This is a genomic window from Limnospira sp. PMC 1279.21 (genome assembly GCF_032349615.1).
Taxonomy (GTDB): Bacteria; Cyanobacteriota; Cyanobacteriia; order Cyanobacteriales; family Microcoleaceae; genus Limnospira; species Limnospira fusiformis.
The window spans coordinates 1-17,073 of record NZ_JARPLU010000047.1; the positions used below are offsets into that span (position 1 = coordinate 1).

The 17,073-nt window shown below is 44.6% G+C and carries 13 protein-coding genes; 3 read left to right on the forward strand and 10 right to left on the reverse strand.

What is annotated here, in order from left to right; all coding sequences use genetic code 11:
- Window positions 1-129: 129 nt before the first annotated feature.
- The 10 genes from P5683_RS09535 to P5683_RS09580 all read right to left on the reverse strand — a co-directional run bounded on the left by P5683_RS09535 (window position 130) and on the right by P5683_RS09580 (window position 13,768).
- Complete coding sequence (locus tag P5683_RS09535) at window positions 130-2,880, reverse strand: bifunctional acetate--CoA ligase family protein/GNAT family N-acetyltransferase (RefSeq protein ID WP_006625607.1); 2,751 nt, start codon at window positions 2,878-2,880, stop codon at window positions 130-132.
- A 431-nt stretch (window positions 2,881-3,311) separates the two neighbouring features.
- Window positions 3,312-5,465, reverse strand: a complete 2,154-nt coding sequence (locus P5683_RS09540) for an FAD/NAD(P)-binding protein (RefSeq protein WP_315645835.1) — start codon at window positions 5,463-5,465, stop codon at window positions 3,312-3,314.
- Between the two features lie 115 nt (window positions 5,466-5,580).
- Complete coding sequence (locus tag P5683_RS09545; protein WP_315645836.1) at window positions 5,581-7,458, reverse strand: family 2A encapsulin nanocompartment cargo protein cysteine desulfurase; 1,878 nt, start codon at window positions 7,456-7,458, stop codon at window positions 5,581-5,583.
- Window positions 7,458-8,381: a family 2A encapsulin nanocompartment shell protein gene (locus P5683_RS09550; RefSeq protein ID WP_006670576.1), complete on the reverse strand. Its 924-nt coding sequence runs from the start codon at window positions 8,379-8,381 to the stop codon at window positions 7,458-7,460. The genes P5683_RS09545 and P5683_RS09550 overlap by 1 nt, the downstream gene beginning before the upstream one ends.
- Window positions 8,382-8,561: 180 nt before the next feature.
- Window positions 8,562-9,452 (reverse strand): serine O-acetyltransferase EpsC, encoded by an 891-nt coding sequence (gene epsC, locus P5683_RS09555; protein ID WP_006625602.1) that lies wholly within the window; start codon window positions 9,450-9,452, stop codon window positions 8,562-8,564.
- Window positions 9,453-9,568: 116 nt separating this feature from the next.
- Window positions 9,569-10,546 carry a cysteine synthase A gene (gene cysK, locus P5683_RS09560; protein WP_006670577.1) on the reverse strand — a complete coding sequence of 326 codons (978 nt, stop codon included), beginning with the start codon at window positions 10,544-10,546 and terminating at the stop codon, window positions 9,569-9,571.
- Between the two features lie 336 nt (window positions 10,547-10,882).
- A complete protein-coding gene (locus P5683_RS09565) occupies window positions 10,883-11,488 on the reverse strand; it encodes a Crp/Fnr family transcriptional regulator (RefSeq protein ID WP_006625600.1) in 606 nt (201 codons plus the stop codon).
- 54 nt (window positions 11,489-11,542) lie between these two features.
- Window positions 11,543-11,959: a YidH family protein gene (locus P5683_RS09570; RefSeq protein ID WP_006670578.1), complete on the reverse strand. Its 417-nt coding sequence runs from the start codon at window positions 11,957-11,959 to the stop codon at window positions 11,543-11,545.
- The gene (locus P5683_RS09575; protein WP_006619898.1) at window positions 11,934-12,932 is read right to left on the reverse strand and encodes a sulfate/molybdate ABC transporter ATP-binding protein; all 999 of its coding nucleotides are present in this window, start codon (window positions 12,930-12,932) and stop codon (window positions 11,934-11,936) included. The genes P5683_RS09570 and P5683_RS09575 overlap by 26 nt, the downstream gene beginning before the upstream one ends.
- A gap of 41 nt (window positions 12,933-12,973) precedes the next feature.
- Window positions 12,974-13,768 (reverse strand): Crp/Fnr family transcriptional regulator, encoded by a 795-nt coding sequence (locus tag P5683_RS09580; RefSeq protein WP_006625597.1) that lies wholly within the window; start codon window positions 13,766-13,768, stop codon window positions 12,974-12,976.
- Window positions 13,769-13,943: 175 nt separating this feature from the next.
- Between P5683_RS09580 and P5683_RS09585 the strand changes: the two genes are divergently transcribed.
- From P5683_RS09585 to cysW, 3 genes are all read left to right on the forward strand, one after another.
- Window positions 13,944-15,005, forward strand: coding sequence for a sulfate ABC transporter substrate-binding protein (locus P5683_RS09585; protein WP_315639655.1), 1,062 nt, complete (start codon window positions 13,944-13,946; stop codon window positions 15,003-15,005).
- Between the two features lie 79 nt (window positions 15,006-15,084).
- Window positions 15,085-15,936, forward strand: a complete 852-nt coding sequence (gene cysT / locus P5683_RS09590; protein WP_006625595.1) for a sulfate ABC transporter permease subunit CysT — start codon at window positions 15,085-15,087, stop codon at window positions 15,934-15,936.
- 36 nt (window positions 15,937-15,972) lie between these two features.
- On the forward strand, window positions 15,973-16,839 hold the full coding sequence (gene cysW, locus P5683_RS09595) for a sulfate ABC transporter permease subunit CysW (protein ID WP_315639656.1): 867 nt from the start codon (window positions 15,973-15,975) through the stop codon (window positions 16,837-16,839).
- Window positions 16,840-17,073 lie beyond the last annotated feature (234 nt).

A 17,073-nucleotide genomic window follows, 5' to 3' on the forward strand; every position in this document is an offset into this window, starting at 1 on the left:
TCCTCCCCGGTCTAAAGACACGGGGCTTCCACGCTCCCAAGAGGTTTACGTGAACTCCCCCCTGTACAATGGTAGGGGTAGCGATCGCGATCGCTACCCCAGCACTAAAGAAACAATAACAAACAAATGCTAATCGGAAAGTTGAATTTCCGCCCTGACCATGGGTTCCCCAATTACCCGGTTAAGGGTAAATCCGATTTTTTCGCAGATATGCTGCATCACCCGGTTATCAGTGAGGATTTCTGCCATAATGGAAGTGAGTTTTTCCTGGCGACCAATATATAGGAGTTGTTCAAGCAACTGCGTCCCTACCCCTTGACGTTGGAAAGAATCAGCCACCAATAGGGAAAATTCCGCCTCATTGCTACCATACACCTTGCTAAGTCGTCCCAAGCCGATGATTTGTCGTTCGTGGGTTTCGGGATTGGTGTATTCTGCTACCAGAGCCATTTCGCGATCGTAATCGATAAAACAGAGTCGGGACATAGGTTCATGACCTGTCCGGGAACTAAGTTTGATCAGATGAGCATAGCGCAAATAAACGCTTTCCTCCGAAAGACTTTCATGGAATTTAACCGCCATGGGTTCATCTTCAGGACGGATAGGACGGATAGTAATAGGGATTTCCTTCTGAGAAACCCAATAGGTGACATATTGCTGAGGATAGGGTCGGATAGCCGGCTTAGATAATTGGTCTTCTGGGGTGTCTGGGTCATGAAGTACCACCCGCGCATCGAGGGCCACCAGTCGGTCTTCCGAAGCCACCAGAGGGTTAATATCAATTTCCTTAATCCAGGGTTGTTCGACCACTATATGGGAAAACCTGACCATAAGCTGTTCAAGGGCATCCATATCGACAGGAGGCCTTCCCCGCACTCCTAACAGGGCTTTATAGATTTTGGTCTGTTCCATCATCCGCCGCGCCAAAGTGGTGTTAAGGGGCGGTAAAGCCAGGATACGGTCTTTAAATACTTCCACCAGTTGCCCACCCGTACCAAATAGCAACACTGGTCCGAATTGAGGGTCAAGGCTACTGCCGATAATTAATTCATAGCCATCTAATTTAAGCATTTCCTGAACCGTGACACCTTGGAAATGTTCAGGTCCGACCTTTTCCGCTACCGAAGAAGCGATCGCCTCATAAGCCGCCTGTACTTCTTCAGCGCTAGTCAAATTAAGTTTAACCCCACCCACATCAGTTTTGTGGGTAATAGTTTCCGACAACAATTTGAGGGCTACCGGATAGCCAATAGCTTCCGCCGCCGCCAAAGCCTCCTCAACCCTTGAAGCCATGCGAGTATCAACCACCGGGATGCCATAAAGTGCTAGAAGTTCCTTAGACTCAAACTCAGTTAGCAAACTTCGTCCTTGGCTAAGGACCTTATCAATCAGATGTTTAGCCGTTTCCAGTGTCGATAAATTATCCTCAGAAGCTGCGAAAGTCGGTGTTTCATACAAGCCACGCAAATTGTAGGTATAGCGCCACATATAGTTAAACATCCGCACCGCCGTATCAGGATAAGAGAAAGTGGCGATATTGGCTTGATTAAGAATCTTAGCCCCTGCTGCCACTTCTGCGCCACCCATCCAACTAGCCAAAATCGGTTTTTTGTGATCCTGCATTGCCAAAAACTTCAACTGTTCCGCCGTTTGAGTGGGGTCAGTCATAGCTTGGGGAGTCAAAATCACTAACAACCCATCCCCACTAGGGTCTTTCACCGCTATTTCAAAGGCTTTCGCGTAACGTTCCGGGTCTGCATCCCCCAGAATATCAATCGGGTTGCTGTGACTCCATTGGGGCGGTAAAACCTGGTTAAGGGCCTTAGTAGTTTCAGAGGATAGTTGTGCTAGGGTTCCCCCTTCAATCAGTAAAGTATCCGTGGTTAGCACTCCCGGTCCCCCTGCATTAGTTAAAATAGTTAGGCGGGGACCTTTAGGGCGTGGTTGTTTTCCCAGCAATTCCGACAGAGAGAATAAATGGGCGATATGATAGACCCGCAAAACTCCACAGCGCCGAAAAGCTGCATCAAGGACATCATCACTCCCCGCCAAGGCCCCCGTATGGGAGGCTGCGGCTTTGGCTGCGGCTTCTGTGCGTCCGGCTTTAATGACAATAATGGGTTTAGTTAGGGCTACTTCCCGCGCTGCTGATAGGAATGACCGTGCATCTCCTATGGACTCCATATAGATGACAATGCTTTTGGTGTTCGGGTCATTACCCAGGTAGTAAATTAGATCTCCCCATCCCACATCTAACATTGATCCGATGGAGACGAAAGCACTAAAGCCGACATTTTCCTGAAAACTCCAGTCTAAAATGGAGGTACACAAGGCCCCACTTTGACTGATAAAGCCTACACTACCGCGAATAGCCATGGCACTGGCAAAAGTGGCATTTAGTCCGGTGAGGGGGTTCATTAGTCCTAAACAGTTAGGACCAATAATCCGCATCGTGCTTTGGCGGGCATATTCCAGGATTTGTTGTTCTAATTCGACCCCCTTGGGTCCGATTTCTTTAAACCCAGCCGAGAGAATGATTGCGCCTTTGACTCCGGCTTCCACGCATTGCCGCACTATATCGGGGACTGTGGGCGCAGGGGTGATAATAATTGCTAAATCTACTGTCTCTGGGACTTCCCCTATACTGGGATAGGCTTTGATACCTAAAACATTGCTACGTTTGGGGTTGATAGGAAATACTGTACCACCAAAGGGGTTACGAATTAGGTTCCACAGCAAGGTTCGCCCTACACTGTTGGGTTTTTCGGTGGCACCTATGACGGCTACTGTTTGGGGTGAAAATATGGCTTTGAGGGGTTGGTGGTCGTAGCGTAAAACGTCATGGGCTGGATCGGTGGTTCTTGATCTGGTGGCTTGCATAAACCATGCCTCTCTGTTGATGGGAGTTTTGCTCTGGTTGGTTGGTGAGTATATGTTACTATTATAGTTCCCATTCACTCCATTAGCCTAGAGGTATTGATTTTTTTCTGATTTTGGTAACTTTCACTACTTTGGGATTGTTCAGATACCTGGGGCTGATTTATCAAGGGTGCTTGACCTCGGTTGTTGAGTGGCTGCTCAATTTTTTATCATTTGGGGGTTAATTGTCGGTTAAGTTTAATTTAAATAACGAACTATAAATTCCCTACTCACAACGCTGTCCTCCCTCACTACAGCGGTCTCCCCTCTGGGATAGGGACCCAGAAAGGCGATCGCTTTTGAAGTTGTATTGCTCTTGATTAAATTTGCGGCAATATGCCAGTATTTGCTATGATTATAGATAGGTGATCTAGCGATATAATCGAGTGATTTTAAGGTCGATCGCCACACCATTCGTTGGCAGCGATCGCCTCTGCCATTTGACTCGGATAACTTAGATCAAGGTGTTCCATTAAGGTAATAAATTCTTCTCTACTGCGTTGACTTAATCGAGGATTGCACATTTTTTCTTCGCCAATGGTAGAAACCGTGCGACCCTTATAATCATGGGCAGGATAAACCAAAATATCATCCGATAGGGTAAATAACTTTCGTGTCACAGTATCATAAAGAGTTCCGGCATCTCCTGATTGTAGGTCAGTGCGTCCACAACCACGAATCAATAAGGCATCTCCCGTTAACAAATAACGATGGTTAATTAAATAAGCTAGATGACTATTAGTATGACCAGGAGTAGCGATCGCCTGAATATTTACACTTCCCAAATTGACAATATCACCATCATCTAACTGTCCATCTGCACCTTTAATTCGGTCATTTTTAGGAACTAAAACTTGACAACCTGTTAGCTTTCTCAATTGACCAGCACCAGTAATATGGTCAGCATGCAGATGAGTTTCTAAACAGTAACAAAGATTCAATCTCCAATCATTTATTAATTGTAAATCACGGTCTATTTTTGCCAACACTGTATCTACTAAAACTGCTTGTTTAGTCTCCAGATCAGCAATTAAATAAGTATAAGTGCTTGACTGTTGATCAAATAACTGACGAAATAATAAATTTAATTCACTGCTATGGTTATGATTAGATGTAGATAAAGGCGCTACAGGACGCACCCATAAAGGTAGATCATTTAATATAGTTGTTGCTAATAATTGGGCTTGTTCCCGGATTTCTTTGATAGCTGTAGTTTCCCATAGATCACCTTTCCGGGGAGGTCCAAGGGTATAAAGTAAACTAGAACCTTGACCTTGGGCATCTAATATCACCCCATTAGGTAAAGTATATAGTCCCAAACCCAAAGGGTTAGGACAGATTAATCCTTGGTTTCTTAAATCAGCAATTAAAGACTGTTTTGAGTTTCGATAATCTACTTGTATTCCCGTGCAATTAATCAACTTTTTAACTTGTATGCTTACATGAAAATTGCCTTTATAAATATCTACCAATATTCCACTATCTGTTTGTGTATAATTGCCAATTCTTCCAAATTTAATAATGAGTTTTTTAGCAATAATTAAACTTTCCATAATTTCGCCAATTTCTGAAGCCAAACGATGGCGATGAATATCCCAGTAACGGTTGACATGACGCAGAAATCTTTTTTGTTCAACGGCTGATAATTCTTGCCACAATTCTTGAGTCACCGGACGAAGCGAATCAATGACAGACTGCCAATTATAACCCAATTCCGTGGCTGTTTTAATCTCCGCACGAATAGACTTTAATAAACCCCTAATCGTTTTGGGCGCGGTATTTTTAGTTAAAAAATTCGGGTAGGGTTGGCTAGGCTGATGAGACAAAGGCAATAAACCATGACGGGAAACAGCATAAATTTTACCTTGGTGATGGCGATCGCATAGAGACATCACCATATCCACCATTGTTAATCCTGTACCAATCAATAATACAGAATCATCCACCTCTAGCCCAGTTAACGCATCCTTTGACCAAGCATTGCGTATATAGGATGGGTGAATATTGGAATTACCCTGTAACTTACCTAAAGAAAGAGGAGGAGGAGTGGCTCCATTACCGAGAGCTAAAACTATTTTATCAGCGGCAAAATTATCTTGATTTTTGAGGCAAACAATTGCTCCATTATTTTGAGGATTTATCCCAACAACTTCATCAATAATACGTTCGAGGTTGACATAACTTGAGGCAGTGGATTCAGCTTCTTGTAAAACCGACTGAATATATATTCCATAAACTCTACGCGGAATAAAAAGACTCGGATTGGGTGGAGTTGGCAGCCAATTTTTTAGGGTATGATAATTAAACTTGAGCCAACGGAGGAGATGACTGGAGTCATCAGGAAAAGCACTCATTGTGGATGCCGGAACATTGAGGAAATGGCTATTGCTTGTGGTGCGATAAGCAACTCCTTTGCCAATATCGTTACAATCTATGAGCTTTATTTTCAGGGGTCTTTGAGCATTTTTTAACAGGTGAACAGCCACCATTGTCCCACTAAATCCCGCGCCGACAATAGCCACGGTAAGAGAAGCATCTGAAATCATCCTGACCCCCCTGTTTAAAGCAAATTATTTTCTGATTTAATTTTCCAAAACCAGCATAAAAACCAGGTTTCTATCAAAAAAAGTGACTAATGAAGAAACCTGGGCTCTTTGCTAATTAGCCTAATTGTTTTTGTCGGATTCGTTCCAAAGTATGAACCAGAGCATCTACCTCGGATTTAGTATTATAAAAAGCCAAGGACGGACGCACAGTTGCCTCTAAACCAAACCGTCGCAAAATTGGTTGGGCGCAATGATGACCCGCACGCACAGCGATGCCTTCTTGGTTGAGTGCTTGTCCTACAACTTCGGCTGAGAACCCATCCAAAACAAAGGAAAGGACAGCAGCTTTTTCTGGGGCAGTACCAATTAAATGCAGACCAGGAATAGTATTTAAACCCGTGGTCGCATATTCGAGCAATTCATGCTCATAACGGGCAATATTTGGTAAACCAATCTGTTGAACATAATCAAGGGCTGTAGCTAATCCCACTGCATCAGCAATATTCCCCGTCCCCGCTTCAAATCGGGCTGGACTATTTTGATAAACAGTGCGCTCGAAAGTGACATCAACAATCATGTTGCCGCCACCCTGCCAGGGGGGACTGGCGTTTAATAGGTCTTCGTGACCATAAACCACCCCAATGCCAGTGGGTCCGAAGATTTTATGACCGGAAAAAACAAACCAGTCGCAACCGAGTTGTTGCACGTCAACAGGAATATGAGAGACGGACTGAGCGCCATCTAATAACACTTTGGCACCAACTTGGTGAGCCAAAGCAATCATTTTTGCCGCCGGTGTAATGGTTCCCAAAGCATTAGAAACTTGGGAAAAAGCTACCAATTTTGTGCGAGGATTGAGCAGTTGTTGATACTCTTCCAACAAAATTTGTCCGCGATCGTCTACGGGTGCAATACGCAACTTGGCTCCGGTCCGAGTTGCTAACTGTTGCCAAGGCACAATATTAGCATGGTGTTCTAAATGACTTAGAACAATCTCATCCCCGGCTTTGATGTTTTGTTCTCCCCAACTTTTCGCCACCAAGTTTATGGCTTCTGTGGTTCCTCGTACAAAGATGATTTCGTTGACGGAGGAGGCATTGATAAAATGACGAACTGTCTCTCTGGCGGCTTCGTAGGCATCTGTTGACCGGGCTGCTAATTCATGGGCGGCGCGGTGAACGTTGGAGTTTTCATGGGAGTAATAATGAACTAGGCGATCGATGACGGCTTGAGGTTTTTGAGTGGTTGCCGCATTATCAAACCAGATCAGGGGTTTACCGTTGACTTTCTCTTGCAAAATGGGAAAATCACGGCGGATAGTTTCGACATCGAAAATATCATGTTTTGTCACCGCCGCCAGAGGCACAAAAAATGGGTCAATCGGTGAATTTTGCCTGTAATTCTGTGGGGAATAATCCTCAACAGTTTTAGGGATGCTCTGATCTGGTTTTTGTCTTTCTACCCCTTGACTTAAATGTTCTAAAAAATAGAAGTTGGGGGTGACAGTTGGGATAGATGGTGTGGGAACCGATGCTAAGGATAGATTCGGAACTGTAGGAGTTGCGGGAGTTGCGATCGCCTGGGGAATTTCTTTGGGAATATGGGATGCACCGGCTCCTACTTCCGCTACGGAATGGGGGGAGTCGGGGCGATCGACACCGGGATCGCTAAAATAGAATTGCGGCTCCCCAACAGATAAGTGAGGTGTGGATACTGGCAGTGATTTCCCATCAAGCAAATTTTGCTTAATATTGGAGACCGGACTACTAATATCCTGAACCGATTGAGGGATATTTAGGGAGTCGGGCAATGGCACATCAATGCCGCTGCGCTTCACTTCTTGAATAAAAGCATTCGCCAGTTGATCGAAGGTGTCCGCTTTAAATAAGGGGTTGATGCCATCTCCCCCCAAATCAGTGACAGAGGGACTAGGGTTGGGTTTCGCCTGCCCTTCTGTCAGGGAATTTTCCGGGTAAAGTTTGGGGGTAGTCATTAGTAGGTGTGATACTGGTTGACATCAACGTTCTGAAGAACGGCAGCCGCATCGTCGGTCAGGACGGCTAAAGAGCAGTACAGGGAGACGAGATAAGAGGCGATCGCTTTGCGGCTAATTCCCATAAAGCGCACGGAAAGTCCGGGTCCCTGTTGACCGGGTAAATTCGGTTGATACAAGCCAACTACCCCTTGACGACTGTCGCCGACCCGCAGCAGTAAAATATTGGTTTTGCCCTCATTATTCACCGCGAGTTTATCGGAAGGAATTAAGGGCACTCCGCGCCAGGTGATGAATTGAGAACCAAATAAAGAAACGGTAGCAGGGGGAACGCCACGGCGGGTGGCTTCGCGACCAAAGGCAGCGATCGCTTTAGGATGAGCCAGGAAAAAGGCGGGTTCTTTCCAAACTTTCGCCAATAACTCATCAAGATCATCTGGAGTAGGAGCCAGACCTCGGGGCTGTACTTTTTGACTGTCAACAATGTTATTGAGCAACCCGTATTCAGGATTATTAATCAGTTCACTTTCTTGACGTTCTTTCAAAATTTCAATCGTCAAGCGCAACTGTTCATGGATCTGATCGTGGGGACTGCTATAAAGGTCAGAAACACGAGTGTGAACATCGATAACCGTATTAACAGCGCTGAGAAAATATTCTCGCGGCTGTTCTTGATAATCCACAAAGGTTTCAGGTAATTCTCGCTCATCTCGTTCTGAGCAAGCCACTTCGACTTGAGAAGGATTTTTGACTTTGTTGAGACGATATATCCCGGCTTCAACAGGTGTCCAGTGCAGCAGACGCACAAACCAACGGGGACTAATTGTGTCTAATTGAGGAACGGTTTTTGTGGCATTAGCCAACTGACGCGCTGCAACATCATTAACGGCTAATTGCAGTTCAGGGTTATTGGTGCTAGTCATCGATTGTAACTCCGATTTATTCAAGGAATGAGGTTAAAATCTATCGCTAAAATCACTGTCGCTTATTTTCCATAAACTGGGTTTCTACTGTCTGCAGTGATTTATCAGCGGGTTGATAGGCGGGGATATCTTATTCCCTCTTTATAGCTATATGATCTGGCTGGGAATTAGAGAGGCAAGTTAAATGCCTGCCCCTGCATCAAAAATTTCCTCCCGTACTTGAGCTTGGGAGACAAAAGCTCCGGCTGGTACACTACGGGTTAGCCAAACATTGCCGCCTATGGTTGATCCTTGACCTATAGTGACTCGGCCGAGAATTGTTGCCCCGGAATAAATCACTACATCGTCTTCGATAATTGGATGACGGGGATTGCCTTTAATTAAACTGCCAGATTCGTCGCGAGGAAAACTTTTTGCCCCTAAAGTAACGGCTTGATAAATCCTGACGCGATCGCCAATTACAGTGGTTTCACCAATTACTACTCCTGTACCGTGATCGATAAAGAAACTATTGCCAATAGTAGCCCCAGGATGAATATCTATTCCCGTTTCTGAATGACCAATTTCCGCAATAATTCTAGCTAATAAAGGTGAGTCAATACGATACAGTGCATGAGCAATTCGATGATAGGTAATTGCCGTAATTCCCGGATAGCAAAACAGCACCTCGTCTAAATTCTTGGCGGATGGATCGCCATCATAAGCGGCACAAACATCACTTTCTAGCAGGTTTTTTATTTCAGGTAGTTGTTCGGCAAAAGCCTGCACTATTGACCTAGCTTTTTCCCGAATTTTAGATTCTTCTACCTGATTTTCTGAAGCAATCAACGACTGCTCTCGTTGGATTTGATGTTCGAGTAATTGCAGAGATTCATTAAGGGTATGACCTATAAAATAATGGGTAGAAGTTTCTCGGAGATCGGGATTGCCAAAGTGGAAAGGAAATAAAGCCCCCCTGAGTTTATCCACCATCTTAAATAAGATTTTACGGGATGGCAAGGGAACATAATTTCGCTCTTGTGAACAACTCCTAAAAGCCTGCTTGCGAGGCTGGGATAAAGCTGTAATCACTGACTCAATATCCCATGTTTGCTAACGGGGCTATAAGTTAGGGAAATATAGCTATCATTGGTCATGGTTTATTGTCAGCTAATACCGGGGCAAATATTAGGAAATTTAAGGCAAAATTAAACAGCTAAACCTTGCTCGTTAAATACTCCTTGGAAAAGAATAGAACTGAGATAACGTTCACCAGAGTCTGGCAAAATAACCACAATAGTTTTGTCCTGATTCTCTGGTCTATGGGCTAGTCTGACTGCCACTGCTGTCGCTCCTCCGCAGGAAATACCTGATAAAATTCCTTCTTCTTTAGCTAACCGTTGAGCGTAGAAAATTGCTTCTTCATTGGTGACAGTTTCTACGGCATCAACTATTGATAAATCCAGCACTTCTGGGACAAAGCCTGCACCAATGCCCTGGATTTTATGGGGGCCTGATTTTACTGGATCTCCGGCAATGGTTTGGGATATAACTGGGCTGGCTTCCGGTTCTACTGCCACTGATAATATGGCTTTACCTTGAGTGTGTTTAATATATCGGGATACTCCGGTAATTGTTCCGCCTGTACCCACTCCTGAAACCAGAATATCGATCGCTCCTTCGGTTTCTTCCCAGATTTCTGGCCCAGTGGTCTGCTCATGGATCCGGGGATTTGCTGGGTTACGAAACTGTTGCAATAAAACATAGCGATCGGGATTAGAAGCTGCAATTTCCTCAGCTTTTGCTACTGCGCCCACCATGCCTTTTGAGCCTTCGGTTAAAATTAGATTTGCTCCATAAGCCCGCAGCAATTTCCGTCGTTCCAAACTCATCGTTTCAGGCATGGTTAAGGTGAGGGGAATGCCTTTGGCAGCAGCGACAAAGGCTAAGGCAATTCCTGTATTACCACTGGTGGGTTCAACTATTTCTTTACCGGATCCTAATAAGCCTCGTTGTTCTGCATCCCAAATCATCGCCGCACCAATACGGCATTTAACCGAATAGGCTGGATTACGACCTTCAATTTTAGCCAGAACAGTCGCGCTACTATCACCAACTACGCGATTTAAACGGACTAGGGGAGTCCTACCGATGGCGAGACTGTTATCTAAAAACCATTTCACCATATTCAATACTCCTAGTTATATATTTCGGGACTGATGTTGTGCCCGGTCTAATAGGGCGACAACTTGCTTGTCAATCTGTAAATCTAATATACATGAATTTCAAAACATTTGCAATACATTTTTGAATTTTTTTAAATTTTGCGAGCGATCGCTTGTGTAACTACTAGATTCTTTGCTATCAAAGGGTTTCAGCTACTCGCTGCCGAGGGGAGTCAACTTCTGCTCAGGAAAAAATCTCCCTCTCCGAGAATTGGGAGGGGAGGTAGTATCAAAAACTCTTCTTCTTGAAATACAGTGCTTAGATCAAATCTTCAACCCAACTTGAGGTTATACCCATCAAATTTGATAGTACCAAGTGCTGTACTCATCGTTGAGGATAATTCTACTAGAATTTCTATAAATTAATCCTTCCGATTCAAATTGTTTGAGTAAACGAGTAATTGTGACTCGAGTCAATCCGCATAATTCGGCTAAATCTTGATGTGTCAACCTCACATCAATTAAATATCCCTCACTGGTACGATTACCAAAACGCTGAGATAACCAGTTGAGAACATTCAGCAAAATAAACCAAGCGCTGTGATTGGCACGAGCCATCAGTAACGTCTCGGTATTTTGCCAGTAGTTGAAAATTAATTCAGAGGAAGGTTGCCAAGAACTTGTGGGAATTGCTATCACTTTAACTGGGGTTAATGCTTCTATAATATAGGGTGAAGTTCGCGATAAAGGTTTACCCACAATATCATCAACTAACCAAATTCCGGTGCAGACAACTGTATTGTCTTCTGTATAAGCTATACTTCGGACAACTCCTTTTTTAATTAACCAAAAAAACTGACTTTCTTCAGGTAGAAAATCTCGCCGATTAAAAGACCTACTAGCAGCATTTTGTGGAATTTGGCTGATTTCTTGTTGGCTAATTCGGTGTGTTAAATCGCTCATGTTGATGGTCTATCAAGAGATAATGAAAATAATTCTGGGCTATTGAGATTCATCCTAAATATCAGTGATATTTAAGATTCCATAAACTAGGATTATCGCTAGTACCAATAAAGCGGAGCTGAAAACCACAATCCACCCTCCGGTTGGTTCATAGGTTTGACCATCAATTTTTTGTCGTACTAAAAAGTATTGATGTGTAGACATCACGATAGTTAATATTCCTAAACATAAGGACCCTAAACTTAGGAACAAAATCTGATTATTTTTAGCAGAAATATCTGGGATAAGATAACATAGACGAGCTATCAGAAGTCCAATGCCGACTAATCCTAGAGAGGTTCGCACCCAAGCTAGATAGGTGCGCTCATTGGCGAGATGATCCCGGACTCGAGAAGAATTTAAGACCGGGCTTTTTATCTCCTGAGAATGATGAGTTGATTGACGACTAACTAACAGCTTGAAGTGCTTCATCAAAGGCAACAACTTTATCTGAGAAAATGTAGACTTTTTTCTGGATATCCACACCTAGAATATCCCATTCATCCCGGGTTAATTGAGCATTAATCTGAGTGCCATCCCTTAAAGATAAGGCTACCTGTACATCCCATCCTTTATAGACTATCCGTTGAATTACTGCGGGGATAGTTTTATGATTAGCTATATTACTAATGCGGATATCGTGAGGGCGGATAAACACAGGAGAAGGACTATTAAGGCTGTTTTCCGGGAGCATATTAACGGGACCAATGAAACCCATGACAAAGGGAGTTGAAGGGCGATCGTAAATCTCTTGGGGAGTGCCGACCTGTTCAATCATACCCTTATTCATGACTACAATTTCGTCGGCAATTTCCATGGCTTCTTCGCGGTCATGGGTGACAATTAAGGTGGTGACATGAACTTCATCATGGAGGCGGCGCAACCAAGACCTTAAATCTTGCCGCACATTGGCATCTAAAGCGCCAAAGGGTTCATCTAATAATAACACTTTGGGTTCGACTGCTAAAGCGCGGGCGAGGGCTATGCGCTGGCGCTGTCCGCCGGATAGTTGCACGGGATAGCGATCGCCTAATCCTTCTAATTTAATTAAATCTAATAATTGGGCAACTCGCTGGCGAATATAAGACTTAGGACGGCGGGCAATTTCCATCGGAAAAGCGATATTTTGGCGCACGGTCATGTGTTTAAATAGGGCATAATGTTGAAACACAAACCCCACTTGTCTATCTTGAACCTGGGCATTAGTTACATCACCATTTTCTAAATAAATCCTCCCATAGTCTGGCTTTTCCAATCCAGCGATCGCTCTAAGTAAAGTCGATTTACCGGAACCAGACGGCCCCAATAGAGCCACCAGCGACCCGGTTTTAACTGTTAAATTGATGTTGTCTAAAGCTACAAAATTGCCAAAGCATTTTACCAGGTTTTCTACTTGAATAGTCATGGCTAAAATTCCGTTAATAATTGACAGTTGATAATTTGACCTTAACGCAGAGGCCACCAAGATACCTTGTCACGGGTGGCGCTGTAGATTTCTTTGAGTCCTTCGGGGTCACAAACCCGGATGGTGTCGTTAGAGGAATCGTCATTTTGAGGGGGTAGTAAAAGCCCTTGTTTACGCATTCCTTTTAAGACCTGTTCAACGGTGCGGTGGTTAAGTTGGGCGGCGTGAGCGATGATATCAATGGGTAGGTCAAAAACATAAATATCATCGGCTTGGGGTTGATTCAAAAGCGATCGCTCTTGGTAGATGAGTCCCCTTAATAATGCAGCCACCGCTTGGGGGGGATGGGTACTACAGTTAAGTAGGTGATATTGGAATTTTTCCCGCAGTTCAAATAAATAATCGTAGCGATCGCGGAATATCTCATTCTCAGCGTGGAGGGTTTTAATAATGTCTAGGTCAATCTCGATCGCATCAGTGGTTTTGTAAGCCTCCACCAAACTCGGAAAAGACCGCGACACTCGCCCATAGCCTAAAGCCAGATTTCGCATTCCAAAACAACTACCCGGATAGGTGATAGCAATGATTCGGTCTAAAGGTGAACTCCGCAGGATTACCGGACCACCACTGCTGACCACATAAAGAGATGCGATCGACGTATCAGGACGGAAGGCCGTATACACCGAACGACCCGAGTACAGCTTTTGGGGTGTGACTTCTCCCGTGGAGAGTACCTCCGACAGTTCAGCCACATCCAAACCCCGAAACAGATAGTTGTTTTGACTTAGTTCCTCCGCAATCTCCTGGATTGCCCCTGGTTCTGCTGGCTTGGCCATTGCCACTTAATTGTTCTCCACTTTTATAATACACCACCTGTATTTATTTTGCAAGCGTATCGCAAAACATTTATATTTCAGTTACACTTGACATATAATTAAAATGTGCTACGATTGCAATCAAAGCCCAATCAGACTCCCATCTGGGAACCTCAGATTTAAAAAAGATGTAGCCATGAAAGCCAACTTCCCCAGCCGATATCTCAATTCCAAGCCTTGGCGACAGCGCCTTTCCCTGTTTATCGTGGGAATTAGCGCCAGTGGGGTGATTGCTGCCTGTGGCACAACAGGGGATACAGCCCGAGATTCCGTAGATCTGACCCTAGTCTCCTACGCCGTCACCCAAGCCGCCTACGAACAAATCATTCCCCAATTCGCCGAGGAGTGGAAAGCCCAACATGGTCAAGATGTCCGTATTCGCCAAAGCTATGGCGGTTCCGGTTCCCAAGCTAGGGCCGTGATTGATGGTTTAGAGGCTGATATCGTAGCCCTCGCCTTAGCCCTGGATACCCAAGCCATTCAGGAAGCAGGACTAATTGAACCGGGATGGGAAAATGAAGCGCCCAATAATGCGATCATCCACCGTTCCGTCGCGGCCATTATTACCCGCCCTGGGAACCCCAAAAATATCCAAGACTGGCAAGACCTAGCCCGCGATGATATTCAAACCATCACCGCCAACCCCAAAACCTCTGGGGGGGCTCGTTGGAATTTCCTTGTCCTGTGGGGAGCCAAAACCGAAACCGGTCAAACCGAAGCCCAAGCCCTCGACTTTGTGCAACAGGTTTTTAGAAACGTTCCCGTATTACCAAGAAATGCCCGGGAAGCTACGGAAGTTTTCTATCAACAAGGACAAGGGGATGCCTTAATTAACTATGAAAACGAAGTGCTACTGGCTCAACAGAAAGGTCAAACTTTGCCCTATGTAGTCCCCCAGACTAATATTTCCATTGATAATCCCATTGCTGTTGTTGATGCCACTGTAGACAGACGCGGAACCCGCGAAGTGGCGGAAGCCTTTGTGCAGTTTCTATATACTCCCCAAGCCCAAAGGGCATTTGCTCAGGCTGGTTTTCGTCCCGTAGACCCCACAATTGAGGCGGAATTTAGCGATCGCTTTATTCCTATCACCAATCTATTTACAGTAGAAGACTTGGGGGGATGGGATGCCGTCCAAAACCAATTTTTTGCTGACGGTGCTATGTTCGATGAAATCCAAGCCCAAGTCGGTCGCTAGTTCAAATTCTCACAGCTTGTAATCAGGTTGCCCAGCCATTTTAATTGTTTTCCAACTTCCTTTAATTGGCGCAACCATCATGCTCACAACCTTATCAATATCTCTATCATCATTCACCCGGTTTTTACCAAAAATTCCCTGGTATTGGTGGGGAATAGGTGGTTATCTCAGCATCATGCTGTTACTGCCCATTCTTGCCCTAATTTCATTTACCGCCAATCTTACTTGGGCAGAAATATGGCGAATTACTACCCATCCCGTCGCTTTATCTGCCTACCGAGTTACATTTTTTACGGCTATTTATGCCACCTCTATTAATGGTATAGCCGGAGTCGCAGTCGCCTGGGTTTTAGTGCGCTATCGTTTCCCCGGAAAGGAAATAATTGATGGTGCCATAGATTTACCTTTTGCGCTACCCACAGCCGTTGCGGGACTCACCCTTGCTACCGTATACGCTGAAAATGGATGGATAGGAAGTTTATTAGCTCCCCTGGGTATTAAAATTGCTTTTACCCGTCTAGGGGTCGGTTTAGCTATGGTGTTTATTTCTCTTCCTTTTGTCGTGCGAACTGTCCAACCCGTGCTTCAGGAATTGGAACCCGAACTCGAAGAAGTCGCTTGGTGCATGGGTGCTTCCCGTTGGCAAACCTTTCGCCGAGTTATATTACCTCCCTTAATTCCCGCTATTTTAACCGGGGTCGCTTTGGGATTTTCTCGCGCTGTCGGAGAGTATGGTTCCATTGTTATTATTGCTGGTAATATCCCTTTTCAAGATTTGATTGCTCCCGTGCTGATTTTCCAACGTCTCGAACAGTTTGACTATGCCGGGGCTGCCGTTATTGGTACCGTTATGTTACTGGTTTCTTTAGCCTCCTTATTAATCATCAACTGTCTGCAAAGTTGGGGTAATCGCATTAACCAAAGACCGTAAACTTGCGGGCAACTATTTTTTTAATAAGGATGATATATGAAACCCCAAAATATCGGATATTTGCATCCCAAAAAATTAATCCAACCCGCCCAAAACTCTCAAACCCAGGTGAGCAATTTTGAGGTGGCTTTAGTCCTCGCTGTCATTCTGTTTGTCGGGTTAGTCTTATTTGTACCTGCTGCTAATATTTTTGTCGGTGCATTTAGAAACGGCTGGAGTGGTTTTGCCCGTGCTGTGACCTCACCGGAATTTCTGCACGCTGCCAAATTAAGCCTCATGATTGATGCTATTGTAGTACCAGTTAGTGTGATATTTGGAATTGTGACCGCTTTGGCGATCGCTCGTCATCAATTCCCCGGAAGAACACTATTATTAAGTATCATAGACCTCCCCTTTTCCATTTCCCCCGTAGTAGTCGGATTAATGCTAGTATTACTCTACGGACGACAGGGTTGGTTTGGTGCAGCCTTACAGTCTGCTAATATCAGAATATTATTTGCCTTCCCCGGTATGGTTTTAGCCAGCGCTTTTGTCTGTATGCCTTTTGTCGCGCGGGAAGTTCTCCCAGCCTTAGAAGAAATTGGCACAGAACAAGAAGAAGCCGCTAAAACTATGGGAGCCAATGATTGGCAAACCTTCTGGCGGGTGACTTTACCTTCTATTCGCTGGAGTTTATTATATGGCATTCTTCTCACTAATGCCAGGTCTATGGGAGAGTTTGGCGCGGTGGCCGTAGTTTCGGGAAATATTATCGGCAAAACTCAGACTTTGCCCCTATTTGTCGAGGAAATGCACGTTCAATATCAGACTACTGCATCCTATTCTGCCGCCGTAGTTTTGGGAAGTTTGTCCTTTGTAACTTTGGTATTCAAAAAACTGTTGGAGGCGAAAAAGACCAAGTGAGGAAATTCTAGGTGCGATCGTTTTTTTCACTTCAAAAACTGTCAAAACCCTTCTCAATTAGAGTCAGAAGCGTATCTTTTCACCTCAATCTATCCACCAGAAGCTAGTCCTACCTATAATATAATCAAACCACACCACCCCAGGTTGGTGACCAGTCTAATTAACTTCAGGAGTCCCTTGGTTTCGGGGGCGGGTTTATCAGGTTCACTGGTGCTAAGTCTAATTAACTTCAGG